21 protein-coding genes are annotated in these 21957 nt (G+C 62.0%); 17 read left to right on the top strand and 4 right to left on the bottom strand.

Annotated elements, in window-relative coordinates:
- The first annotated feature begins 21 nt into the window (after window positions 1-21).
- The 9 genes from E5678_RS14135 to E5678_RS14095 all read left to right on the top strand — a co-directional run bounded on the left by E5678_RS14135 (window position 22) and on the right by E5678_RS14095 (window position 9050).
- Window positions 22-1497, top strand: coding sequence for a potassium transporter TrkG (locus E5678_RS14135; RefSeq protein ID WP_136179118.1), 1476 nt, complete (start codon window positions 22-24; stop codon window positions 1495-1497).
- Window positions 1498-1507: 10 nt separating this feature from the next.
- Window positions 1508-2968, top strand: coding sequence for a potassium transporter TrkG (locus tag E5678_RS14130; RefSeq protein WP_136179117.1), 1461 nt, complete (start codon window positions 1508-1510; stop codon window positions 2966-2968).
- 364 nt (window positions 2969-3332) lie between these two features.
- The gene (locus E5678_RS14125) at window positions 3333-3767 is read left to right on the top strand and encodes a rhodanese-like domain-containing protein (RefSeq protein ID WP_136179116.1); all 435 of its coding nucleotides are present in this window, start codon (window positions 3333-3335) and stop codon (window positions 3765-3767) included.
- 44 nt (window positions 3768-3811) lie between these two features.
- Window positions 3812-4156, top strand: a complete 345-nt coding sequence (locus E5678_RS14120; RefSeq protein WP_136179115.1) for a YchJ family metal-binding protein — start codon at window positions 3812-3814, stop codon at window positions 4154-4156.
- A gap of 2 nt (window positions 4157-4158) precedes the next feature.
- The gene (locus E5678_RS14115; protein ID WP_136180790.1) at window positions 4159-4839 is read left to right on the top strand and encodes an HAD family phosphatase; all 681 of its coding nucleotides are present in this window, start codon (window positions 4159-4161) and stop codon (window positions 4837-4839) included.
- Window positions 4839-5684 carry a hypothetical protein gene (locus tag E5678_RS14110; RefSeq protein ID WP_136179114.1) on the top strand — a complete coding sequence of 282 codons (846 nt, stop codon included), beginning with the start codon at window positions 4839-4841 and terminating at the stop codon, window positions 5682-5684. Before E5678_RS14115 ends, E5678_RS14110 begins: the two co-directional genes overlap by 1 nt.
- Before the next feature lie 359 nt (window positions 5685-6043).
- The gene (locus E5678_RS14105) at window positions 6044-7453 is read left to right on the top strand and encodes a DUF2130 domain-containing protein (RefSeq protein ID WP_136179113.1); all 1410 of its coding nucleotides are present in this window, start codon (window positions 6044-6046) and stop codon (window positions 7451-7453) included.
- A gap of 309 nt (window positions 7454-7762) precedes the next feature.
- Window positions 7763-8182, top strand: coding sequence for an adenosylmethionine decarboxylase (gene speD / locus E5678_RS14100; protein ID WP_136179112.1), 420 nt, complete (start codon window positions 7763-7765; stop codon window positions 8180-8182).
- Window positions 8175-9050, top strand: a complete 876-nt coding sequence (locus E5678_RS14095) for a polyamine aminopropyltransferase (RefSeq protein ID WP_136179111.1) — start codon at window positions 8175-8177, stop codon at window positions 9048-9050. Before speD ends, E5678_RS14095 begins: the two co-directional genes overlap by 8 nt.
- Before the next feature lie 270 nt (window positions 9051-9320).
- Here E5678_RS14095 and E5678_RS22335 read toward each other — a convergent pair whose 3' ends face one another.
- Window positions 9321-9497 carry a hypothetical protein gene (locus tag E5678_RS22335; RefSeq protein ID WP_168708571.1) on the bottom strand — a complete coding sequence of 59 codons (177 nt, stop codon included), beginning with the start codon at window positions 9495-9497 and terminating at the stop codon, window positions 9321-9323.
- Between the two features lie 140 nt (window positions 9498-9637).
- Here E5678_RS22335 and E5678_RS14090 point away from each other — a divergent pair, with 140 nt between their 5' ends.
- A complete protein-coding gene (locus tag E5678_RS14090) occupies window positions 9638-10804 on the top strand; it encodes a YHYH protein (protein ID WP_136179110.1) in 1167 nt (388 codons plus the stop codon).
- Window positions 10805-10886: 82 nt separating this feature from the next.
- On the top strand, window positions 10887-11450 hold the full coding sequence (locus tag E5678_RS14085; RefSeq protein ID WP_136179109.1) for a cytochrome b: 564 nt from the start codon (window positions 10887-10889) through the stop codon (window positions 11448-11450).
- A 119-nt stretch (window positions 11451-11569) separates the two neighbouring features.
- Here E5678_RS14085 and E5678_RS14080 read toward each other — a convergent pair whose 3' ends face one another.
- From E5678_RS14080 to E5678_RS14070, 3 genes are all read right to left on the bottom strand, one after another.
- Window positions 11570-11818, bottom strand: coding sequence for a hypothetical protein (locus E5678_RS14080; protein WP_136179108.1), 249 nt, complete (start codon window positions 11816-11818; stop codon window positions 11570-11572).
- Window positions 11819-12359: 541 nt separating this feature from the next.
- On the bottom strand, window positions 12360-12830 hold the full coding sequence (locus E5678_RS14075) for a plastocyanin/azurin family copper-binding protein (RefSeq protein ID WP_136179107.1): 471 nt from the start codon (window positions 12828-12830) through the stop codon (window positions 12360-12362).
- A 193-nt stretch (window positions 12831-13023) separates the two neighbouring features.
- Window positions 13024-13995: an AraC family transcriptional regulator gene (locus E5678_RS14070; RefSeq protein WP_348770351.1), complete on the bottom strand. Its 972-nt coding sequence runs from the start codon at window positions 13993-13995 to the stop codon at window positions 13024-13026.
- A 278-nt stretch (window positions 13996-14273) separates the two neighbouring features.
- Between E5678_RS14070 and E5678_RS14065 the strand changes: the two genes are divergently transcribed.
- From E5678_RS14065 to E5678_RS14040, 6 genes are all read left to right on the top strand, one after another.
- Window positions 14274-15959: an AMP-binding protein gene (locus tag E5678_RS14065; RefSeq protein WP_136180789.1), complete on the top strand. Its 1686-nt coding sequence runs from the start codon at window positions 14274-14276 to the stop codon at window positions 15957-15959.
- A 232-nt stretch (window positions 15960-16191) separates the two neighbouring features.
- Complete coding sequence (locus tag E5678_RS14060) at window positions 16192-17814, top strand: carboxyl transferase domain-containing protein (RefSeq protein ID WP_136179105.1); 1623 nt, start codon at window positions 16192-16194, stop codon at window positions 17812-17814.
- A 19-nt stretch (window positions 17815-17833) separates the two neighbouring features.
- On the top strand, window positions 17834-18361 hold the full coding sequence (locus E5678_RS14055) for a DinB family protein (protein ID WP_136179104.1): 528 nt from the start codon (window positions 17834-17836) through the stop codon (window positions 18359-18361).
- A complete protein-coding gene (locus tag E5678_RS14050; protein WP_136179103.1) occupies window positions 18358-19143 on the top strand; it encodes an enoyl-CoA hydratase/isomerase family protein in 786 nt (261 codons plus the stop codon). Before E5678_RS14055 ends, E5678_RS14050 begins: the two co-directional genes overlap by 4 nt.
- Before the next feature lie 26 nt (window positions 19144-19169).
- Window positions 19170-19901, top strand: a complete 732-nt coding sequence (locus tag E5678_RS14045; RefSeq protein ID WP_136179102.1) for a DUF4126 domain-containing protein — start codon at window positions 19170-19172, stop codon at window positions 19899-19901.
- A complete protein-coding gene (locus E5678_RS14040) occupies window positions 19901-21922 on the top strand; it encodes an acetyl/propionyl/methylcrotonyl-CoA carboxylase subunit alpha (protein ID WP_136179101.1) in 2022 nt (673 codons plus the stop codon). The genes E5678_RS14045 and E5678_RS14040 overlap by 1 nt, the downstream gene beginning before the upstream one ends.
- Window positions 21923-21957: the final 35 nt, after the last annotated feature.

Here is a 21957-nt window from a genome sequence, read left to right as displayed (position 1 = left end):
TTTCCACTGATCGCCGGCCCCATGCCTTTTCTGCGCATTTTCCCCGTGCTGGGTGCCATCACGATGGTTTTTGCCCTGACCATGCTGGTGCCCATGGGTGTCTCACTTTGGACGCACGACGGCGCCGGGCTTGCTTACCCGGAGGCCATGCTGGTGACTCTGTTGGCCGGTCTGGCGATGCGCTCGGCCGTGTGGCGGGTGGGCAAAGACGTGGACTTGCAGGCCCGCGATGGCATTCTGCTGGTGGGCCTGGCCTGGACGGTCTTGCCGCTGTTTGCGGCGCTGCCGCTCTGGATTTACTTCGGCACCGACACGGCCACGCCGCTGTCCTTCACCGATGGCTATTTTGAAGCGGTCTCTGCGCTGACCACCACCGGCTCCACCGTGCTCACCGGGCTGGACAAGCTGCCGGGCGCCATCAACCTGTGGCGCTGCTTCCTGCAATGGCTGGGCGGCATGGGCATTCTGGTACTGGCCGTGGCTATTCTGCCGATGCTGGGCATGGGGGGCAGTCAGCTGTTTCGTGCTGAGGCCACGGGCCCCATGAAAGACGCCAAGCTCACGCCGCGCATCACCGAAACGGCCAAAGGCCTGTGGACGGTGTATTGCCTGCTTTCGCTGGCCTGTGTGCTGGGTTACTGGCTGGCGGGCATGAGCGCGCTGGACGCCTGGACCCACATGTTTTCCACGCTCAGCCTGGGCGGGCTTTCTTCTCACGACGCCAGTTTTGGCTACTTCAAATCCCCGGCGCTGGAGTGGGTGGCGATCGTGTTCATGCTGCTGGCGAGTTGCAACTTTGCGCTGTACTTTGTGGCCCTGACCAAGCGCCAGCCGTCCCGAATCTGGAACGATCCCGAGTGGCGCGGCACGCTGGCGTTATCGGTTGGGGCCAGTGTGTTCGTTGCCGGCCTGTTGCTGGTCAAACACACCATGACCGACCCGTCGGAGGCCCTCAGGGTGGCTTTGTTCAACGTGGTGTCCGTCGCCTCAACCACCGGCTATTCAACCGTGGACTACACCACCTGGCCGGTCTTTGCGCCCCTGTTCATGATCATGCTGTCCGGGGTGGCCACCAGCGCCGGCTCTACGGGGGCGGGTATCAAGATGGCGCGCATGGTGATGCTGCTCAAGCAGGCGCGGCGGGAAATGGCGCGCATCATCCACCCCCGCGCGGTGAATCCGGTGACCCTGGGTGGTCATGTGGTGCCGGATCGCACGATTTTCGCCGTTTTGGGGTTCATGCTGGTGTACGGCGGGGTGATCATTGGGCTGACCATGATTCTGCTCTTGACCGACATGCCGTTTGACACGGCCTTCACCGCCATTGTGGCCAGCGTCAACAACATGGGGCCAGGGCTCAATGAGGTCGGCCCTGCCGGCAACTACGCCGGCCTGACCGATTTCCAGACCTGGGTGTGCACCCTGGCCATGATTCTGGGCCGGCTGGAGATGCTGTCTTTCCTCGTTTTGTTCACGCCCGGTTTCTGGCGCAAGTAGGCGCTCAACGATGTATTCGCTGTTTCCAGTTCTCAACATTTTTTCACGCATCCTGTTCGCGTTCGCTTTTGTGTTCATCGTGCCGCTGGCCTGGGCCTGGAGCGAAGACCACGTGCAGTACCGGTTTGTGTGGGAGGCCGCGATGGCCTTCGCGGCCTTGAGCGGTCTGGCGCTGTGGGCGCTGACGCGAAGGCACACCCGCGAACTGCAGGCCCGGGATGGCTTCCTGCTGGTGAATCTGGTGTGGATCGTCTTGCCCGCCTTCTCAGCATTGCCGATGATGTTCATCGTGCCCGACATCACCTGGACCAAGGCCTATTTCGAGGCCATGAGCGCGCTCACGGCCACTGGCGCCACCTCCCTGGATGGACTGGATGCACTGCCGATATCGGTCAACGTATGGCGCTGCTTCCTGCAACTGGTGGGTGGGCTGGGCATCATGCTGCTGGTGGTGGCGGTGTTGCCCATGTTGGGCCTGGGCGGCTACCAGATCTACAAGGCCGAGACACCCGGACCCATGAAAGATGCCAAGTTCACACCGCGTATTTCAGAAACGGCGCGTGGGCTGTGGGGGGTGTATTTTGTGTTCTCGGCCGCTTGCATGCTGGCCTACCGCTGGGCTGGCATGAGCTGGGCCGATGCGTTCATGCACATGTGCACAACCATGGGGCTGGGGGGCTTCTCTTCGCACGACGCCAGCATGGGTTACTTTGATTCGCATGCCGTCGAGGGCGTGGCCACGGTCTTCATGGCGCTGGCGGGCATCAGTTTTCTGCGTTACTTCATCATGGTGCGCAGCCGTTCGCTGATGCCGGTCTTGCGGGACCGCGAAATCCAGACCTACCTGGCGGTGCTGCTCACCGCTATAGCGCTGATTGCCAGCCTGTTGGCGGTCAATGGTGTGGTCGACAGTTTTCCCGAGGCCTTGCGCACGAGCGCCTTTCATGTGCTGTCGCTGGCGACCACCACCGGTTACGCCTCAACCGACTACACCAGCTGGCCAGTGTTCGCGCCGGTGTTGCTGATGTTCCTGGGCTGCTTTGTGTCGTGCGCAGGGTCTACCGGCGGCGGCATCAAGATGGTTCGCATGGTCTTGCTGATCAAGCAGGCCCGGCGCGAGCTGGTGCGCATCATCCACCCCCGCGTGGTGAATCCGGTGACCTTGGGCGGCGTGGTGTTGCCCATGTCGGTCATGACGGCGACCTTTGGCTTCATGCTTATTTATGGCGCCACCACCATGGGGCTGACCATGGTGCTGCTGTTCACCGGACTGGACATCGTTACGGCCTTCTCGGCTGTGGTGGCCACGGTCAACAACATCGGTCCAGGTCTGGGCGAAGTGGGCCCGGCCAGCAACTACGGCGTGTTGAGCAATTTCCAGATCTGGGTGCTGACCTTTGCCATGTTGCTCGGGCGTCTGGAATTGTTGTCGGTGCTGGTGCTGTTCACGGGCCGATTCTGGAAGAAATAGAGCGGGTGGGCCCCCACGCTCCGCCACTGCGTGGGTCGCTGCCCCCCCGAGGGCGTTGATTCACCTTGGGGCGGCCCGGCGGTGGGTCTACCCCCGCGCCGGGCCTGCTGCGCGACCCGTCACCCCTTCAAGGGGGCAACGTAGGCCGACTGGCGGAGCCAGACCGGTGGCATTCTGGATTTGGGACACACGTTACGGTGAGGCTTGCTCATCGTGCGTTTTAGCCACTCCGCTCTTGCGGCCTCTCTGTTGTGCAACCTGTCACGCCCATGAGGAGGCAACACTGATTGAAACGGGTTGGGTGCTGGGTGGGCGGTACCATTGTCATTCGACCTTTTGCCTGTTCAAACCCGAAAGACACACCATGCCCATCACCAAAAGCGCCGAGGCGCTGGTCGCCGAGGCCACGGCCCAGATCACCACCTATTCGGTCGCGCAAGTGGCGGAGCGTCTGGCTTCCGATGCGCGGCTGCAGGTGGTGGACATCCGCGATCCGCGGGAGCTGGAACGTGAGGGCACCGTGCCGGGGGCGCTGCTGGCGCCGCGTGGCATGCTGGAATTCTGGGTGGATCCCGGGTCGCCCTATTTCAAGCCGGTGTTTGCTGACGAGAGCAAAGAGTTTGTGCTGTTTTGCGGAGCGGGCTGGCGGAGCGCGTTGGCCACCAAAACCTTGCAAGACATGGGTATGCGCAATGTGGCGCACATTGACGGGGGGTTTGGTGCCTGGGTGAAAGCCGGGGCGCCCACCGAAACCCTCGAAGCCCACAAGGCGCGGCACGCCGCCCGCAAGGCTTCGTGAGTTCGTCTTGCCTTTGTGGACGTCTGAATGGCCGGGGGCAACCCATGGCCTTTGATGCCTGTTGTGGCCGCTATCTCGATCACGACACCCCTGCGCCCGATGCCGAAAGCCTGATGCGTTCCCGCTACAGCGCCTTTGCTCTGGGCCGGGAGCCCTACCTGCTGGCCACCTGGCACCCTTCCACGCGACCCGCTTCGCTGGCGCTGGAGGCTGGCGTGAAATGGCTGGGGCTCGAGGTTCGGCTGCACAAGTCGGTGGGTGAAGACCATGCCGAGGTGGCTTTCGTGGCGCGCTCGCGGCTGGGTGGGCGGGCCCAGCGCCTGCAGGAGCACAGCCGGTTTGTACGTGAAGACGGCCGGTGGCTGTATGTGGATGGAGACCTGATTTGAGCTTGGTTCAATTTGAGGCGGTGTTGTTTGACTGCGATGGTGTGCTGGTGGACAGCGAGCCCATCACCAATGGCGTGCTGCGCCAGATGCTGGGCGAAGCGGGCTGGGCGCTGAGCCAAGCCGAATGCGAACGCATTTTCATTGGCAAGGCCGTGCGCGACGAGCGCGCGCGCATCGAGCAAGAAACCGGGCAGCCGCTGACCGAAGCATGGATGCTGGCCTTTTATGTCCGGCGTGATGAGCGCTTGCGCGCCGAGCTGAAAAACGTGGCGGGCGCGCTGGAAGCGGTGATTGCCGCCCATGGCCACACGGCAGGGCGCATCGCCTGTGCTTCGGGCGCCGACAAAGCCAAGGTGGTGATGCAGATCCAGATGGCCGGCATGGCGCCGTATTTCGAAGACCGCATCTTCAGCGGTCACGACCTGCAGCGCTCCAAACCCGCGCCTGATGTGTACCTGGTGGCCGCCGCCCATGTGGGCGTTCCGCCTGCGCGGTGCCTGGTGATTGAAGACACCGCCACTGGCGCACAAGCCGGCCTGGCCGCGGGCGCCACCGTGTGGGGCTATTGCCCCCAGGGCCATGGGCACGCGTTTCAGGGCCTGGGCGTGGCGCGCGTGTTTGAGCACATGGACGCACTCACCGCTGCACTGAACCACAAGACTTCTCATGGGAATTTGATCTGATGATTCGACGTTTGTTTTTGGCCGCGATGGCGGCCTCTGTTTCGATGGCGCTGCTGGGTTGCGGCACCGTGTCCACGCCCAAGGTGCAGGCCCAGTTGAGCGGCAAGTCCATCACGGTGGTCAGCCTGGTGGGCGAAACCGTTCAGCTCTCCTGGCGCGGCGCCACCGTGTTCAACAACGAATTCGGCGAAGCCCGCGTGCCCGACTGGGGGCTGCGCACCCGCATCGAAGACAAGGCCGTGGCCACGCTCGAAGCGTCCGGGCGGTTTTCCACGGTCAAGCGCGCCCAGGTGTCGGCCACCCGCCGCGAAGACGCCATGAAGCAGATCAGCGATCTGAACACCGGTTCCAGCCACGTGCTGCTGATCTCGCCCAATGTATCGGGTGACAGCATCTTTGAGACGGCCGTGGGCTTTGCGGGACTGGGTGTGGCCCAGCGCAGCATGATGCGGCTGCTGCCCAAGTCAGCCGCCCATGCTTCCTTGAAAGCCGATCTGGTGGCGCTGGGCACTTTCGACAACGTGATCGCCCAAAGCGTGAGCGCCAACGCCCAGCGGGTGCCTGCGCCCGCCCTGCTGATCGGCCCGCGCCTCAACCCCGACACCACTGGCGCCGTTCGCGATGCCCTGCAGGTACAGGTGGATGCGGTGGTGCAAAGTTTGTTAACGCAGATGGGACTGGATCAGCCCATTGCCTCTGTCGCAGGTCAGGCGCCTGTCGCTTTGACTCCCGGCCAGTTGCCGCTGCCAAACAAGGAAACGCCGTCAACCGCCCAGACCTCGGCGGTGCCTGATGCAGGTGTTCAAGCTGGCGGAGCGCTGGCACCGCTCAGCCCCGTGCAGTGATGGCGGGTTGACCGGTAGGAGGACCTGCGCCTGGGCCAGGGCCTGCCGTCGAACCAGGCTCCGATATGGCCACCTGTGCGGCCCGTTTGGGTCGATGCCTGCTGGGCAGCCAGGGGCGCTGCGCAAGCTGGTCACCACCACCACCGCTCACGGCCCCAAGGGCATGCCCAGTGGGGGGTGATGATGCCGCTTCCCGGCTGGCTGCGTCGGCTTGGAGGCCACGTTCGGCCAAGCTGTAGCCCCGAAGGTCTGGTTTATATTCGTTCACGCCGGCCGAACGCTGGATGGCAAGGCTAGTGGCGCGGGGCTGACCCTGAAAAGCACAAGCCGATTCTGACGAAGGCTGGAGAACCGTAGACATGCATGAAATCATCTGCCCACACTGCAACAAAGCCTTCAAAATTGATGAAGCCGGATACGCGGACATCCTGAAGCAGGTTCGCGACGGCGAGTTTGAGCAGCAGTTGCACGATCGCCTTGAGCTGGCGGAGCAAGACAAGCGGAACGCCGTCGAGCTGGCCGAAACCAAGGTTGCCAGCGAGCTGCAGAAAGCTGCAACCATCAAAGACGCGGAGATTCAGCAGCTGAAGTCCATGCTCGATGCAGGTGAAGTCGCCCGGAAGCTCGCCGTGGCCGAGGCCCTGGGGGCCGTCGAAAAAGAGCGCGACGCGCTTGCGAACCAACTGGAGCAGGCCAAGCATGACAAGCGGGCCGTTTCCGATCTGGCCGAGGCGAAGCTGGTGAACGCACTGCAGCAGGCTGCCGCGACGAAGGATGCGGAGGTCCAGGGCTTGAAGGCCCGATTCGACGCCGCCGAGGTGGCACAGAAGCTCGCGATCAACGAGGCCGTCGCTGCGGTCGAAAAAGAACGGGACGGACTGAAAAACGGCCTCGAGCGGGCGGAGCTTGAGAAGCAGCTCGCCGAAAAATCGCTCAAGGACAAGTACGAAACACAGATCAAGGACCGCGACGACGCGATCGAGCGGCTCCGCGACATGAAGGCCCGCCTTTCAACCAAAATGGTGGGCGAGACCCTGGAGCAGCACTGCGAAACCGAGTTCAACCGCATTCGCTCGACAGCGTTTCCGAGGGCCTATTTCGAAAAAGACAACGACGCACGCACAGGTAGCAAGGGCGACTACATCTTTCGCGACGCGGACGAAGCGGGTACCGAGATCGTTTCGATCATGTTCGAAATGAAGAACGAAAGCGACCGCACCGCGACGAAGAACAAAAACGAAGATTTCCTGAAGGAGCTCGACAAGGACCGCAGTGAGAAGGGGTGCGAGTATGCCGTGCTGGTCTCTTTGCTTGAGCCCGACAGCGAGCTCTACAACACGGGGATCGTCGATGTGTTCCACCGTTTCCCGAAGATGTACGTGGTTCGGCCGCAATTTTTTCTGCCCATCATCACGCTGCTGCGGAACGCGGCGCTGAACTCGCTCAAATACAAGTCGGAGCTGGCGCTCGTCAAAGCGCAAAACATCGACATCACCAACTTCGAAACCGAGCTCGAAACCTTCAAATCTGCATTCGCGAAGAATTACGACCTCGCCTCCCGGCGCTTCCAGACGGCCATCGACGAGATCGACAAGTCGATCGACCACCTGCAGAAGACGAAGGAAGCCTTGCTCGGGACCGATCGGAACCTTCGTCTTGCGAATGACAAAGCACAAGACGTGACCATCAAAAAGCTGAATCGGGGCAACCCGACGATGGCGGCCAAGTTCGCAGAGCTGAAGAACGATGGTCCACCCGATGCGGGGTGAGTCGACCCGATAGCGCGGGCGCGCCTCCCCTGTGCGCGTCGGGCTGCGGCCCTTTTAGCCGAACAGGCTCACACCTGGCGTGGCTTGCAAAGCTGGGCCATACTTACAGACTGCCTTGGCCTGTGTCGTCGTTTCACCTGGGTGGATTGCGCCTGCAGACTCAGTATGGAACTTTCCCGGAAACCGGTGTAGCCCATGGCTTTCTGGGTGCGCCAAAGGTTTTAGTATCGCGAGCATGGAATTTCTCGATCATTTGGCGACAATGCTCCATGGGCAAGTTCGCCGCAAGCATGAAAGGAATGGACGAGGATGGAATTGACGGATATCGCGGTAGACGCCTCTCAGCAATCACAGGAAAAAGACTACTTCATCACCCGCAACGGTAAGCGTTACGCGGGCGTTCACCTGCTGATCGATCTGCATGGCGCGTCGCACCTCAGTGACATTGCGTACATCGAAAAGACCATGCGCCGGTGTGTTGAAGCATCGCGAGCCACGCTTTTGCACATTCACCTGCACCGCTTTGAGCCCGATGGTGTGAGTGGTGTGGCCGTGCTCGCTGAAAGCCATATATCGGTGCACACCTGGCCTGAAAGCCGCTACGCCGCTTTTGATGTGTTCATGTGTGGCGACACCAGTCCAGAGGTTTGTATCGAAATCATGCGCGAGGCTTTTGAGGCCGAGCGTGTCGATGTACAAGAAATTTTAAGAGGCGAAGTCCATGAGTGAATTCAAATGGTGGCACGAACGCTCTGACGGGCACGGCATCACCACCTCGGTTGAGGTGAAGCTTCTGCATTCTGAGCAAAGCCCGTACCAGCTGATTGAAATCTACGATCACCAGTCCTTTGGCCGATTGCTTGTGCTCGATGGTTATATCCAGGCCAGCCAGGCCGATGAATTCATCTACCACGAGATGGCTGTACACGTGCCGCTCCTGGGGCGCGAACGCAAAGATGCATCGGTGCTCGTCATAGGTGGCGGCGAAGGCGGCATCGTGCGTGAAAGCCTCAAACACGATTTTGTGACGAGTGTCACCATGGTTGAGATCGACCAGCGTGTGGTGGATCTGGCGAAAGAATACCTGGCCGTCAACGGCGACTACAACGATCCGCGCGTTACGCTCATCATTGACAACGCCGCCAATTTTGTCAGCCAGGCCGTGAAGGACGGCAAACGCTACGACCTCATCGTGCTCGATCTCACCGAGCCGGTGGGTCCATCATCGTGCCTGTTCACGGAGCAATTCCTGACGGAAGTGGTTTCCCTGGTTTCGGAAACAGGCGTGATTCTCGACTCAGACAGCATCTATCTGTCAAAGACCGGCGGCGATTTTTTGCAAGAAGTCAGCGGTGATGGCGACAACCTGGTCACGGTGATGCAGCGCACCAAAATCTTGCCGCACATCGACGTCTACCACACCCATATTCCGCTGTACCCAGGCGCTGATTTTGGTTTCTTCCTCTACAGCCGCGATGGGGTTTCTTTGCGAAATCCCGTGAAAGCCTTTGAGGGAAAGCACTACAACGCCGAAGTGCACCAGGCCTCTTTTGCTTTGCCCAACTGGCAAAAAGAGTGGTTGATGCCCAAAGGCTGAAGACCATTCGCCGTGATTGATCAGGGCGCGATACCGCGCCTTGATCATCAATTTTTGCATTGTGGCGAGCGCGGGGGCTCAGTGGCGCTCCCGACTCTGAACGGCCTGAAGCCACATAGGCGTCGTCGTCCGACCGCTTGCTGAACTTGAAGCATCCAGCTCGATGGCTTGGCGATGAAGCAGCCAATGCCATGGGTTGCTCAATGCATGTCAGGGTGCAAGAACCAGGGGAGGTGGAGCAAGCTTTCCCTTCCTCCTTGCTCACGCCATTCAACCGATCCCAAAAAATTCGGACAGATCAGCCAGATCAAGCACGCCCAAGTCCCCGCGGGGGTCGGTCAAGGCAAGGGCCAGATAGCGCCCATTCTTCATATTGCCTGCACAGTTTATTTTTAGGCTATCTCTATCCAGATTGCAAATAGCCTGATGAGTCACTTCGGCAAACATGCCATCTGAGCCAGACAAATCCGCTGTGCCACTCATTCGTCGCGGACCATGCCCGCCTTGGCCCGCGCCGCATCAAGCGACCCGATGGGCAACCGCGCCAGCCTGCGCCCGAACCATCAACCATTCAAAGAAATGAACCCATGAAAACCCTCTACCGCAAGGCTTGCGCCAAAGGCGCGATTGCAGTGGCCTTGGCCGCGTCGTTCGGCGTGGCTTCGGGCGGGGTTGACATGACCCGCATCAGCAAAGATGCGCTGGTCAAAGCGCCAGAAACCGTGGATTGCACGCTGGAAAACGGCGCGGCAACCCAGTGTGTGAAATGGGTTGTCAGATACCAACCCAAGAACCTGAAAACGGGTCCTTTTTGCCCTGAAACGCTCACGGACGAGGGCGGCATCTGGAATTGGGATGGAGAGCAACCGGGTCTCTACCGCATTGATGAACAGTTCCTGACCATGCTGGAAACGCAGGGCTACAAGTTCTATGACGCCGATGGCAAGGTGCACATCACCGACCCTCGCACGGCCCAGCCCGCGGGGAACAATTCCTGTCTTTCAGCTTCGGTGGATACATCGGTGGAAATGACGGTTTTGTTGCCGGTGTCGCCGGTGAAAGCCGCCAAGCCCACCGGTCTGGGCACGGTGGCCAAAGTCGGGTTGGCGTTGGATGGCGTGCCCATCTTTGCGGACGCACCTTCTGTGCTGAAAACCGGGCACATGCCTGCGCTCGATACCTGCGGAGGCCATGTGGACCCAGGCGGCTGGTACCACTGGCATGCCACGTCCACCGACATCAACACCGTGTTCGAACACGATCATGTGGACGCTTCCTGTGCCTTGGCGCAAAAAGCCGATGCCCTGTTTGCGTATGCGTTTGATGGCTATGCGATCTACGGCAGCGTTGACAGCGATGGCAAAGTGCCAAGCAACCTCGACGCCTGCAACGGACACACAGGACCCACCCGGGAAGTCCCCGACGGGGCCTACCACTACCATGCTTCGCTCAAATTCCCCAACCTGCCGACCTGCTTGAGCGGTGTGGTGGCCAAGAACAATTTTTCGACCAATGCCAAGCAAGGTATCGGTGCCCCGGGTGCCCCGGGTGGCCCAGGTGCAGGGGGGCCGGGTCAAGGTACGCCCCCGGGTTTTGACGCTGCGGCCAAGAGGCTGGGGGTTTCACAAACCGATTTGCTGAGCGCGGTCAGGAAAAACGGGGGGAGGCAGCTCGACACGGCCGCTGCCGCAAAAGACCTCGGTGTGACCGAAGCTGCCCTGAACGCAGCCCTCCCTCGGCCACCGGGCCAATAACGCTTGGCGCCGCGGCGCGCCGAACGGCGCGCGCCGTTGCCGCGAAGCACCTCATGGTTCATACATAAAAAGGAAAACCCGCATGGAAAAAGAACTGACCTACGGCGCAACCTCGCGCATCAACCACTGGGTCATTGCCATCGCGATGATGGGGATGCTTGGGTTCGGCCTCTATCTTGAGTTTGGCGGCCTGGCGCGCGAGGCCAAAGGGCCTTTGATCGGTATCCACAAAGCCATCGGCGTGTTGATCTTGATCTTCGGCCTGTGGCGCGTGACTTGGCGCCTGCTCAAAGGGTTCCCGGCACCCGCGTCGAACATGCCCGCCTGGCAAGACATGGCGTCGAAGTTTGCTCACTGGATGCTGCTGGCCGGTGTCGTCGTGATGCCCGTGTCGGGTCTTGTGGGCTCTCTTTTCGGTGGCAGGGCTGTTTCCGTCTTCGGCCTGTTTACGCTCCCGGCGCAGGCCAAGATCGAATGGCTGCAGTCGTTCAGCGGCGGCGTACACGGGTTGTTCGGCAAGGCGCTGGCCGTCATCGTGGTGATTCATTTTGCCGCCGCGCTGAAGCACCACTTCATCGACAAAGACGCCACCTTGTCGCGCATGCTGCGGTCGACCTCGAAAGGCGACCGCGCAACCAAGGGGTAGTCAAGCGCTGATCATCGGCGTGACCGCGACCGCAGCGTCGTGCCGTCGCTCAGCGGCTCTCTGTGTACCCAGCTCAGGGCCGGTTGCGCGAGCCGCCCCAAACAAGAGAGCCATTTTCATCAGCCTGCGCAGTCGGCACGCCTGGTTGCGCAGCCGTTTGCGATGTTGTCGGTGCAGAGGGCAGTCGGGCGCTTAAAGTCATCGTCGACACCCTTGGCCGTGCCGGCCCGTTCGACCGCCTGCCACAGCGCCGCCGACATTGTGAAAAATGCTTCGGGCGAGTTGGCGTGCTCAATCCATGCGCTGGTTTGGTGGCGCTGATCGGAAGTCCGCAATGCAAGGTTCAGCATCTCGTCAACTGTTTTCATCACGTGATCAGGTCGGTATTGGCACATGCCATGCGTCCCCGTGGTCGGGCCATGCGGGGACAGTTCCCATGCTGTCATGTATGAAGGTCGTGGTACGGCCAGAAGCCGTCGATGGTCACGAGTAGCTTCCAGACAGACTTGGTTTGTCCCGCCCTTGGGGCAGCAAGCAGGGGAAGCCACCAGAACGTGCAAACACGGGGACACGTGACGGAGAACGGAGTGTCTTTCCTCGCGTCCACAGACTCTGGGCCAATCACGTTTGATCTGATCCAGATCACGCCCAGCATCGATCTGGAGCCTCTATTCCGCCACGGTGCCTTCAAACACGCCTCCGCCGTATCCACCCCTCAGCCCTCAGCCCTCAGCTGAAGTGTCAGGAGTCGTTTTCCCAGTTCTGCTGGTCACAGTGTTGCGCTGGCTGCTGTGCCATTTGGGTACCCAACTTCAACACCTGTCGGCGGAGTTTGTCGAGGGTACCTGCGGATCGCGAAACGCATCAGCGTCGCGATCCGTCGCTCGGCATCAATGCAGCGGAGCGCAGCTACTTGACTTGGGCCAGCTCCTTTTCGAATCGGTCCTTGTTCATGACGAACTTCGCCGACTCCATGCTGGCGGCCCTGTTCGCCTCCTCCAGGTTGACCGGCTTGCCGACCTGGATGACTCCGACCATCCCCATCATCTTGTGCGCCACGCACGCATAGAGGTAGATTCCATCCGTGTCCAGCGTCACGCGCATTTCCTTGTCTGCCGCACCGGACCAAGCATGCGCTCCGGCAGGAACCAGCAGGGAAACCGAGCTATGTCCTCCCTTTGTCATTGGCTCGAAAATGATAGTGTCACCGACCTTGGCTTTCACGAAGCCCGGCTCAAAGGCAAGAGGCCCTGAAGCGGTGGTATCCAGCATCTTGATGCGGATCTCATCTGCTTTTGCACTCTGGAAAGCGGCGACTGCAACCAGTGCAATGCAGAGCCGCCTGCCGAGCTCGCCGGCCGCGATCTTGGTTCCGTTCATGTTGCATGCCCTTTCACCGGTTCGAGTTGATGTACCAGCCGCATTTCACGACCAATCCGCGGCTCCAGCGATTTCCACCTGGTGCCTGGTGACGTCGCCACAGGCGTTTATGGTACCGCTCGTTGAATGGCAGCTTCACGGCACCCAATTTCCCGCGAACTGCATCAGCAATGGGTCGGAAGCAGATATCCCTTCATTGCCCTCCCCCCCGCCATTCCCCAGGCGACACCCCTGTCCAGCCCTTGAACGCCCGGCTAAAACTCTTTTCATTGCGAAACCCCACGGCCTGGGCCACTTGTTTGATCGGCCGCTGGCTGCGTTGCAGCAGTTCCATGGCGCGGGTGCGGCGCACGTCGTCCTTTAATGCTTGCAGCGTGGCGCCTTCGTCTAACAAATGGCGGTGCAGGCTGCGGGGCGAGAGGTTGAGCAGGGCGGCGAGTTCTTCGGCGTTGCGGGTGGCTTCGGGCTGTGCCAACAGCGCTTGGCGCACGCGTTGCACCAGCAGGCGGTCGCGGCGGTAGGCGAGCACGGTGAGCGGCAGCGCGTGTTGCAGCATCTGGTTCATGGCGGCTTCGTCGCGCCGAATGGGCAGGGCGAGGTAGCGTGCGTCGAACACCAGGGCGGCATGGCTTTGGCCGAAGCTGCTGGGGCCATCAAACAACACCTGGTACGACGCCACATGGCTGGGCGCCTCAAATGGAAACTGGGCGCCCAGCAGCGGAATGCGCGAGTCCACCAGCCAGCAGGCGAAGCCCAGGATGTTGCGCAGTACCGAGACCACACCAAACTCGCCGGGCTGGGCCGGGCTGGTGTGGGCGGCGCGCAGCTCGATGCGGGCGGTGGATGTGGCTTCGTCTGCTTGAATGCTGAGTTTGACGTCGTCGGTCAGCAGCCCGTGGTGGCGGCACCAGCGTTTGAGTGCCAGGCCCAGTGTTGGAGCCGAGAGCGAGGCACGGGCCAGCATGCCGTAGCTGCCCCAAGGCAAGGCGCGCCGAAAGCAGCCCAGGGCCTCGTCGTTCAGTTCGCGCATGGCAGCGTCTGAGATGGCTTCCATCTGGGCGGCGGTGATGCGGGCTTCGGGGTTGTTGACTTGATCTGGCGCGATTTGTGCCAAGGCCAAGGCGCCGGCCGGATTCAGGCCCCGTGTCGCGTAGGCTCTGGCCATGGCAGCCACAAATGCCATCGGGGTTAAGGCGGGGGCAGATCGTAGGCTGGAGGCGGAGCGCGATAAGGGCATTCAGGGAGTGTGCAGATATGTGGCGCGATTTGCAACCCATCTGGCCGCCCAAGATCGCAAGCGGCGCCTAAGCTTGCAGGGTTGCGGCCGGTCATGGTTTCATGCAGGCTGCTTTTAAGCACCGTCAGTAGAGGAGACCCGCTGTGACCGAAGCCAACCGTTCCACCGCCGCGACGACCACCCACGCCGCCCCGCTCTCAACGAGCATGGCCCGAGGCGCCACCGATGTGCCGCTGATCGAGTTGACCCTGGGCGCCTGTTTCGACGCCATGGTGAAGCGCCAGCCCGACCACGAGGCGCTGGTCAGTGTGCACCAGGGGCAGCGGCTCACTTACAGCGCGCTGCAGACCGAGGCCCGCCGCCTGGCGAGCGCCTTGCTCGGCCTGGGCCTGGTGCCCGGCGACCGCGTGGCGATCTGGTCGCACAACAACACGGAATGGGTGCTGATGCAGCTGGCCACGGCCGAAGTGGGCCTGATTCTGGTGAACATCAACCCGGCCTACCGCACCAGCGAGGTGGAGTACGCGCTCAACAAGGTCGACTGCAAGCTGCTGGTGACCATGCCGCGCTTCAAGAGCAGCGATTACCTGGGCATGTTGCGCGAGCTGGCGCCCGAGTGGAAACACGGCGAACCAGGCCGTCTGGAAGCGCAGCAGCTCCCGCATCTGCACACAGTGGTGTGGATCGATGTGGCGGGGCAGGGTGACGACGAGCCCGGGTTGATGCGTTTTTCCAGCCTGCTGGCGCGGGGCGACGCCAGCGATCCGCGCGTGGCCGAGGCGGCGGCCCAGCTGAAACCCACCGACCCGATCAACATCCAGTTCACCAGCGGCACCACCGGTTTCCCCAAGGGCGCCACGCTGACGCACCGCAACATCCTGAACAACGGCTTTTTCAATGGCGAGTGCATGAAGCTCACGCCGGCCGACCGGTTGTGCATTCCGGTGCCGCTGTACCACTGCTTTGGGATGGTGCTGGGCAACCTGGCCTGCCTCACGCACGGCTCCACCATCGTTTACCCGTGCGACGCCTTTGACCCGCTCTCCGTGTTGCAGACGGTGCAAGACGAAAAATGCACCGGCCTGCACGGCGTGCCGACGATGTTCATCGCTGAGCTGGACCACCCGCGCTTCAAGGAGTTTGATCTGTCCACGTTGCGCACCGGCATCATGGCCGGCTCGCCGTGCCCCACGGCGGTGATGCAGCGGGTGGTAGACGACATGCATTTGTCTCAAATCACCATCGCCTACGGCATGACCGAAACCAGCCCGGTCAGTTGCCAGAGCAGCACCGACACGCCGCTGGACAAGCGCGTGGCGACCGTGGGCCAGGTGCAGCCGCACCTGGAGGTGAAGATCGTGCACCCCGAGACTGGCGAAATCGTGATGCCGGGCGAGCGTGGCGAGCTGTGCACACGCGGTTATTCGGTGATGCATGGTTACTGGGACGACCCGGCCAAGACGGCCGAGGCCATCGATGCCGAAGGCTGGATGCACACCGGCGACCTCGCCACCATGGACACCGAGGGCTACGTCAACATCGTTGGTCGCATCAAAGACATGGTGATTCGCGGTGGCGAAAACATCTACCCGCGTGAAATCGAAGAATTCCTTTACCGCCACCCGGCCGTGCAAGATGTGCAGGTGGTGGGCGTGCCCGATGTGAAGTATGGCGAAGAGTTGTGCGCCTGGGTGGTGATCAAGCCTGGGCAGACGCTGACCGACGAGGTGTTGCGCGAATTCTGCAAAGGCAAGATCGCCCACTACAAGGTGCCGCGTTACATTCGTTTCGTGTCCGATTTCCCGATGACCGTGACCGGCAAGATCCAGAAGTTCAAGATTCGCGATGCGATGAAAGAACAGCTGGGTTTGGCCGAAGACCGAACCGCATGAGCTGTGAAAATCCCCTGCGCGGCTTCGCTCGCCTTGCAGGCCGAGACACTGCCAGAGGCCGTGCCTCTTCGGACTGTCCAAGTCTGCGCGAACAGGCTTGGAGCCGCGATCCTCGGCCCCTTTGCGGGGGACCCCGCTGGTGGCCCGTCGAAGCCGGTTCCACGGCGTGTGCTGGCTAGTATTTGTGGCGCGCTGAAGGCGCAGTGATCCGCTGAACCCTGGAAAAATTCAAATGACCATTCTCGAAACCCAACTCAACGCCCGCTCTGCCGATTTTCAGGCCAATGCCGCCGCCATGCGCACGGTGGTGGACGATCTGAAAGCCCAGATCGAGAAAGCAACCCTGGGCGGTGGTGAGGCTGCGCGCGCCAAGCACACCGGCCGCGGCAAGCTGTTGCCGCGTGACCGCGTGCAGATGCTGCTTGATCCCGGCACGCCGTTTCTGGAGCTGAGCCCATTGGCGGCATTGGGCATGTACCCCGACCGCGATGGCAGCGACAGCGCACCGTGCGCTGGCGTGATTGTGGGCGTAGGTCGGGTGAGTGGTGTGGACTGCATGATCGTTTGCAACGACGCCACGGTGAAGGGCGGCACCTACTACCCACTCACGGTGAAGAAGCACCTGCGCGCGCAGGAAGTGGCGCAACAGAACGACTTGCCGTGTATCTACCTGGTGGACTCGGGCGGTGCCAACCTGCCGAATCAAGACGAAGTGTTCCCCGATCGCGACCACTTCGGCCGCATCTTCTTCAACCAGGCCAACATGAGTGCGCAGGGCATCGCCCAGATCGCCGTGGTCATGGGTTCGTGCACGGCGGGCGGCGCCTATGTGCCTGCCATGAGCGATGAAACCATCATCGTGAAAAACCAGGGCACGATTTTTCTGGGCGGCCCGCCGCTGGTGAAAGCCGCCACGGGCGAAGTGGTGACGGCCGAAGACCTGGGCGGCGGCGATGTGCACACCCGCCTCTCGGGCGTGGCCGATCACCTGGCACAAAACGATTTGCACGCCATTGCGCTGGCCCGCCAGGCGGTGAAAAACCTCAACGCGCGCAAGACGCCGCCCATCGCCACCATTGATCCGGTGGCGCCCAAGTACCCTGCCGAAGAGCTGTATGGCGTGATCCCCACCGACACCCGCAAGCCGTTTGATGTGCGTGAAATCATCGCCCGCATCGTCGATGGCTCCGAGTTCGACGAGTTCAAGTCGCGTTTCGGTACCACGCTGATCTGCGGCTTCTCGCGCATCGAAGGCATGCCCGTGGGCATCATCGCCAACAACGGCATTTTGTTCAGCGAGTCGGCGCTCAAGGGCGCGCACTTCATCGAGCTGTGCTGCCAGCGCAAGATTCCCCTGGTGTTCCTGCAGAACATCACCGGCTTCATGGTCGGCCGCAAATACGAGAACGAAGGCATCGCACGCAACGGCGCCAAGATGGTGACCGCCGTGGCCACCGCCGCCGTGCCGAAATTCACTGTCATCATCGGCGGCAGTTTCGGCGCTGGCAACTACGGTATGTGCGGCCGCGCCTTTTCGCCGCGCTTTCTCTGGATGTGGCCCAACGCGCGCATCTCGGTCATGGGCGGCGAGCAGGCAGCGAGCGTGCTGGCCACTGTGAAGCGCGATGGCATTGAGCGCAAAGGCGGGCAATGGAGCGCCGAAGAAGAGGCCGCATTCAAGGCGCCGATCAAGGAGCAGTACGAGGTGCAAGGCCACCCCTACTTCGCCACGGCACGCCTGTGGGACGACGGTGTGATCGATCCGGCCGACACGCGCCGCGTACTGGCGCTGGGGCTTTCCGCTTCGTTGAACGCGCCGATTCCCGAGACCAAGTTTGGCTTGTTCCGCATGTAAGCCCCAGGGAGGAACCACCATGGATGCACATGCCCATTTCGCCAGTCTTGCGCGCTACAACGTGTGGGCCACGGCTCGCTTGCTCAAGGCGCTGGCGCCCGTTCCCGAGGTCGAGTACCGGCGCGACGTTGGCCTGTTTTTCAAAAGCATCCATGGCACGCTGAACCACCTGCTGGTGGGCGAACACCAGATCTGGTACGCCCGGTTCGCTCAGGGGGTGACGCCAGAGGGTGTGACTTTGGACATGGAAGCCGAGCCCGATCGCCAGCGATTGGCGCAGACGCTTTTGGATGGCGCTGCCAACTGGGCGCCGCTGATCGCCGGTTGGCCCGCGGCGCGGTTTGACCAGGCGCTGGACTACACCACGATGAAGGGTGTACCCGTCTCTTTGCCGTTTGCGGCCACGCTGGCCCATGTGTTCAACCATGGCACGCACCATCGGGGCCAAATCACGGCCGCATTGACCGCTTTGGGCCATGCCGGGCCTGAGTTGGACTTTGCCTACCTCCTGCACGACGAATCTACCGCAGAGAATTCACCATCATGAGCCAAGCGCTTCGCATAGAAACCTCGGGCACTGTGGCCCGCATCACCTTGTGCCGGCCCGAAATCCGCAACGCGTTCAACGACGAAGTCATCGCCGGGCTCACCGCTGCGTTTGTGGAGCTGAGCGCTCAAGATGCGGTACGCGCGATCGTGTTGGCTTCTGAAGGCCCGGCCTTTTGTGCCGGCGCCGATCTGAACTGGATGCGCCGCATGGCCGACTACACGCGCGAAGAAAACCTCGCCGATGCCGCCAAGCTGGCCGAGATGCTGCGCGTGATGTACGAATGCCCCAAGCCCACCATTGCGCGTGTGCAAGGCGATGTGTATGCCGGTGGCATGGGACTGGTCGCCGCATGTGACATGGCGGTGAGCGTGGACAGCGCCAACTACTGCCTGAGTGAAGTGAAGCTGGGCTTGATCCCGGCCACCATCAGCCCCTATGTGATCCGTGCCATGGGCGCGCGTGCGGCCCACCGCTATTTCCTCACCGCCGAACGCTTCAGCGCCCAAGAGGCCCACCGCATCGGCTTCGTGCACGAAGTGGTGGCCGCTGATGCGCTCGACGCCAAAGTGGATGAGTTGCTCAAGGCGCTCACCAGCGCCAGCCCCAACGCCGTGCGTGCCTGCAAGCAGTTGGTGCATGACGTGGCCGAGCGCGAGATCAGCGATTCGTTGATCGCGTCTACAGTGGCCGGCATCGCCGACATCCGCGCCAGCGAAGAGGGGCGCGAGGGCGTGATGTCTTTCCTTCAGAAGCGCAAGCCCGCCTGGCTCGATCGCTGAAGATTCACCGGTAAAGCCCGCCTCCCATGGACACACTCTGGACTTCCATCGTCAACGCGCTGCACGGCATGGGCCTGCACGTGGGCACCGGTGCGGTCAACGACGTGGGCGAACAAGTGGCCTCGGGGGTGAGCGCGGCCGCTGGGCAACTCGACATGCCCGGTTTGTTCGCACTCGCTGCGGCGCTGGGCTGGGCCAGTGGTTTCCGGCTGTACGCTGTGGTGTTTCTGGTGGGCTTGTCGGGTTCGATGGGCTGGATTCCGCTTCCTGAAGGGCTGCATGTGCTGCAGCACCCGGCCATGCTGGCGGGCAGTGGTTTCATGCTGTTCATGGAATTTTTCGCCGACAAGATCCCGGGCCTGGATTCGTTGTGGGACATGCTCAACAGCGTGATCCGCATCCCCGCCGGAGCGGCCCTGGCCGCCGGTGCGCTGGGTGCCGATGGCGGCACCATGGCACTGGTGGGCGCCTTGCTCGGTGGCGGTCTGGCCGCCACGTCGCAAGCCGCCAAAACCACCACCCGCGCGGCCATCAACACCTCACCCGAGCCCTTCACCAACATTGGCATGAGCCTGTTGGAAGACGGCATGGTGGTCGGGGCCGTCTGGCTGGCCACCAACCACCCGGTGGCCTTCGGCATCTTGCTGGTGATCGCGGTGGTGTTGATGTGGATCGTGACCTGGATGTTATTCAAGTTCTTGCGCGTGGTGTTCCGCCGCATGAGCGCTTTGTTTTCTGCTGCGCCTAAGGAAGCCTGATGTTCAAAAAAATTCTGATTGCCAATCGTGGTGAGATCGCTTGCCGTGTGGCTGCCACCGCCCGGCGCATGGGTGTGCGCACCGTGGCTGTGTATTCCGACGCCGATGCCAACGCCAAACATGTGGCCGCGTGTGACGAAGCGGTGCACATTGGCGGCAGCGCGCCCAAGGACAGTTACCTGCAATGGGAGCGCATCTTGCAGGCGGCGAAAGACACGGGGGCACAAGCCGTGCACCCGGGCTATGGTTTCCTGAGCGAAAACGATGCTTTTGCCGATGCCTGCGCCCAGGCCGGCCTGGTGTTCATTGGCCCACCTTCGTCGGCCATTCTGGCGATGGGGCTGAAGGCCGAATCGAAACGCCTGATGGAAAAGGCGGGCGTTCCGCTGGTGCCGGGTTACCACGGTGCCGACCAGGACCCGGCCCTGCTGCAGCGCGAGGCCGACGCAATAGGGTATCCCGTGCTCATCAAGGCCAGCGCTGGTGGTGGTGGCAAGGGCATGCGAGCGGTAGACAAAGCCGAAGATTTTGCGGCGGCGCTGGCCAGTTGCCAGCGCGAGGCGCGCAACAGCTTTGGCAGCGATGCGGTGCTGGTTGAAAAATACGTGCAGCGCCCGCGCCACATCGAGATCCAGGTGTTTGGTGACACCCACGGCAATTGTGTTTACCTGTTTGAGCGCGACTGCTCGGTGCAGCGCCGCCACCAGAAAGTGCTGGAAGAGGCGCCTGCACCCGGCATGACGGACAAGCTGCGCGCCGAAATGGGTGCGGCGGCGGTGGCGGCGGCCCAGGCTGTGAACTACGTGGGCGCTGGCACGGTGGAATTCATTGTTGAGCAGCCTGGTGGCTACGAAAAACCGGAAGACATGAAGTTTTTCTTCATGGAAATGAATACCCGCTTGCAGGTGGAGCACCCCGTCACCGAAGCCATCACAGGGCTTGACCTGGTGGAGTGGCAATTGCGTGTGGCTTCGGGCGAGCCGCTGCCGCTGAAACAGGAAGCGCTGCGCATCCAGGGCCATGCCATCGAGGCCCGCATCTGCGCTGAAACGCCCGACAACCAGTTCCTGCCTGCCACCGGCCGGCTTGATGTCTACCGCAAGCCTGCGTGCAGCACATTTGAGCGGGGCGCCGTTCGTGTGGACGACGGTGTGCGCGAAGGCGACGCCATCAGCCCTTTCTACGACTCCATGGTCGCCAAGCTCATCGTGCATGGCGCCACCCGCTCTGAAGCGCTGGCGCGCATGGACGCTGCGCTGGCTCAAACGCGCATCGTGGGCCTGTCCACCAATGTGCAGTTCCTGCGCTATGTGGTGGGCAGCATGGCTTTTGCGAGCGCGCAACTCGACACCGCCCTGATCCCCCGCGAGGCTTCGGCGCTGTTCGACCAGGACAGGGTGGGCCGACCCATGGCCGTGGCCGCCGCCGTGGCCCAGACGCTGCTGGGTGAGCGCGCCGGCGAAGGCACAGACCCCTTCTCCCGCACCGATGGCTGGCGGCCATACGGCCTGACTGTGCGCCGCTTTGATTTTGAGTACCGGGGCGAAGCGCTGAAGGCCCAGCTCACCTATGCACACGATGGCCAGCTGTTGCTGGCCGTGGGCGAAGCCGCTGCTTTGCCGATGGTGTTTGCCGAACAGGCGGGTGACAGCGGCTACACAATTGACCTGCAATTCAACGGCCAGCGCCAGACAGTGCAAACCTGGCAGCGCGCTGAGCTCGTGCATGTTTTTTGTGATCTGGGCGCCACCGTCATCACCGAAATCGACGCCCTGGCCCACGCCGGCGAAGTGGCCGCTGAAGGCGGCCGCCTCACCGCGCCCATGCCGGGCAAGGTGGTGTCGTTTGCGGTGAAGGCCGGCGATGTGGTGAAAAAGGGCCAGGCGCTGGCGGTCATGGAAGCCATGAAGATGGAGCACACCATCGCGGCCCCTGCCGACGGCACCGTGGCCGAGTTGCTTTACGCGCCAGGCGACCAGGTGGCCGAAGGCTCGGAATTGTTGACCTTGCAAATCGCGTGACACCCCCTGAAGCGACCGTTCGTTAAGCTCGGCGC

It is taken from the genome of Hydrogenophaga sp. PAMC20947, assembly GCF_004795855.1.
In the GTDB taxonomy this organism is placed as follows: domain Bacteria; phylum Pseudomonadota; class Gammaproteobacteria; order Burkholderiales; family Burkholderiaceae_C; genus Hydrogenophaga.
The sequence above is the reverse complement of the archived record's forward strand: the minus strand, read 5'-3'. Positions and strand labels throughout refer to the sequence as shown.

What these genes read in the sequence shown, in the direction of transcription:
- E5678_RS14135 (WP_136179118.1), top strand. Translation starts at nt 22, where the DNA reads ATGCCTTTTCTGCGCATTTTCCCCGTGCTGGGTGCCATCACGATGGTT.
- E5678_RS14130 (WP_136179117.1), top strand. Translation starts at nt 1,508, where the DNA reads ATGTATTCGCTGTTTCCAGTTCTCAACATTTTTTCACGCATCCTGTTC.
- E5678_RS14125 (WP_136179116.1), top strand. Translation starts at nt 3,333, where the DNA reads ATGCCCATCACCAAAAGCGCCGAGGCGCTGGTCGCCGAGGCCACGGCC.
- E5678_RS14120 (WP_136179115.1), top strand. Translation starts at nt 3,812, where the DNA reads ATGGCCTTTGATGCCTGTTGTGGCCGCTATCTCGATCACGACACCCCT.
- E5678_RS14110 (WP_136179114.1), top strand. Translation starts at nt 4,839, where the DNA reads ATGATTCGACGTTTGTTTTTGGCCGCGATGGCGGCCTCTGTTTCGATG.
- E5678_RS14105 (WP_136179113.1), top strand. Translation starts at nt 6,044, where the DNA reads ATGCATGAAATCATCTGCCCACACTGCAACAAAGCCTTCAAAATTGAT.
- speD (WP_136179112.1), top strand. Translation starts at nt 7,763, where the DNA reads ATGGAATTGACGGATATCGCGGTAGACGCCTCTCAGCAATCACAGGAA.
- E5678_RS14095 (WP_136179111.1), top strand. Translation starts at nt 8,175, where the DNA reads ATGAGTGAATTCAAATGGTGGCACGAACGCTCTGACGGGCACGGCATC.
- E5678_RS22335 (WP_168708571.1), bottom strand. Translation starts at nt 9,497, where the DNA reads ATGTTTGCCGAAGTGACTCATCAGGCTATTTGCAATCTGGATAGAGAT.
- E5678_RS14090 (WP_136179110.1), top strand. Translation starts at nt 9,638, where the DNA reads ATGAAAACCCTCTACCGCAAGGCTTGCGCCAAAGGCGCGATTGCAGTG.
- E5678_RS14085 (WP_136179109.1), top strand. Translation starts at nt 10,887, where the DNA reads ATGGAAAAAGAACTGACCTACGGCGCAACCTCGCGCATCAACCACTGG.
- E5678_RS14080 (WP_136179108.1), bottom strand. Translation starts at nt 11,818, where the DNA reads ATGAAAACAGTTGACGAGATGCTGAACCTTGCATTGCGGACTTCCGAT.
- E5678_RS14075 (WP_136179107.1), bottom strand. Translation starts at nt 12,830, where the DNA reads ATGAACGGAACCAAGATCGCGGCCGGCGAGCTCGGCAGGCGGCTCTGC.
- E5678_RS14070 (WP_348770351.1), bottom strand. Translation starts at nt 13,995, where the DNA reads ATGGCCAGAGCCTACGCGACACGGGGCCTGAATCCGGCCGGCGCCTTG.
- E5678_RS14065 (WP_136180789.1), top strand. Translation starts at nt 14,274, where the DNA reads ATGGCCCGAGGCGCCACCGATGTGCCGCTGATCGAGTTGACCCTGGGC.
- E5678_RS14060 (WP_136179105.1), top strand. Translation starts at nt 16,192, where the DNA reads ATGACCATTCTCGAAACCCAACTCAACGCCCGCTCTGCCGATTTTCAG.
- E5678_RS14055 (WP_136179104.1), top strand. Translation starts at nt 17,834, where the DNA reads ATGGATGCACATGCCCATTTCGCCAGTCTTGCGCGCTACAACGTGTGG.
- E5678_RS14050 (WP_136179103.1), top strand. Translation starts at nt 18,358, where the DNA reads ATGAGCCAAGCGCTTCGCATAGAAACCTCGGGCACTGTGGCCCGCATC.
- E5678_RS14045 (WP_136179102.1), top strand. Translation starts at nt 19,170, where the DNA reads ATGGACACACTCTGGACTTCCATCGTCAACGCGCTGCACGGCATGGGC.
- E5678_RS14040 (WP_136179101.1), top strand. Translation starts at nt 19,901, where the DNA reads ATGTTCAAAAAAATTCTGATTGCCAATCGTGGTGAGATCGCTTGCCGT.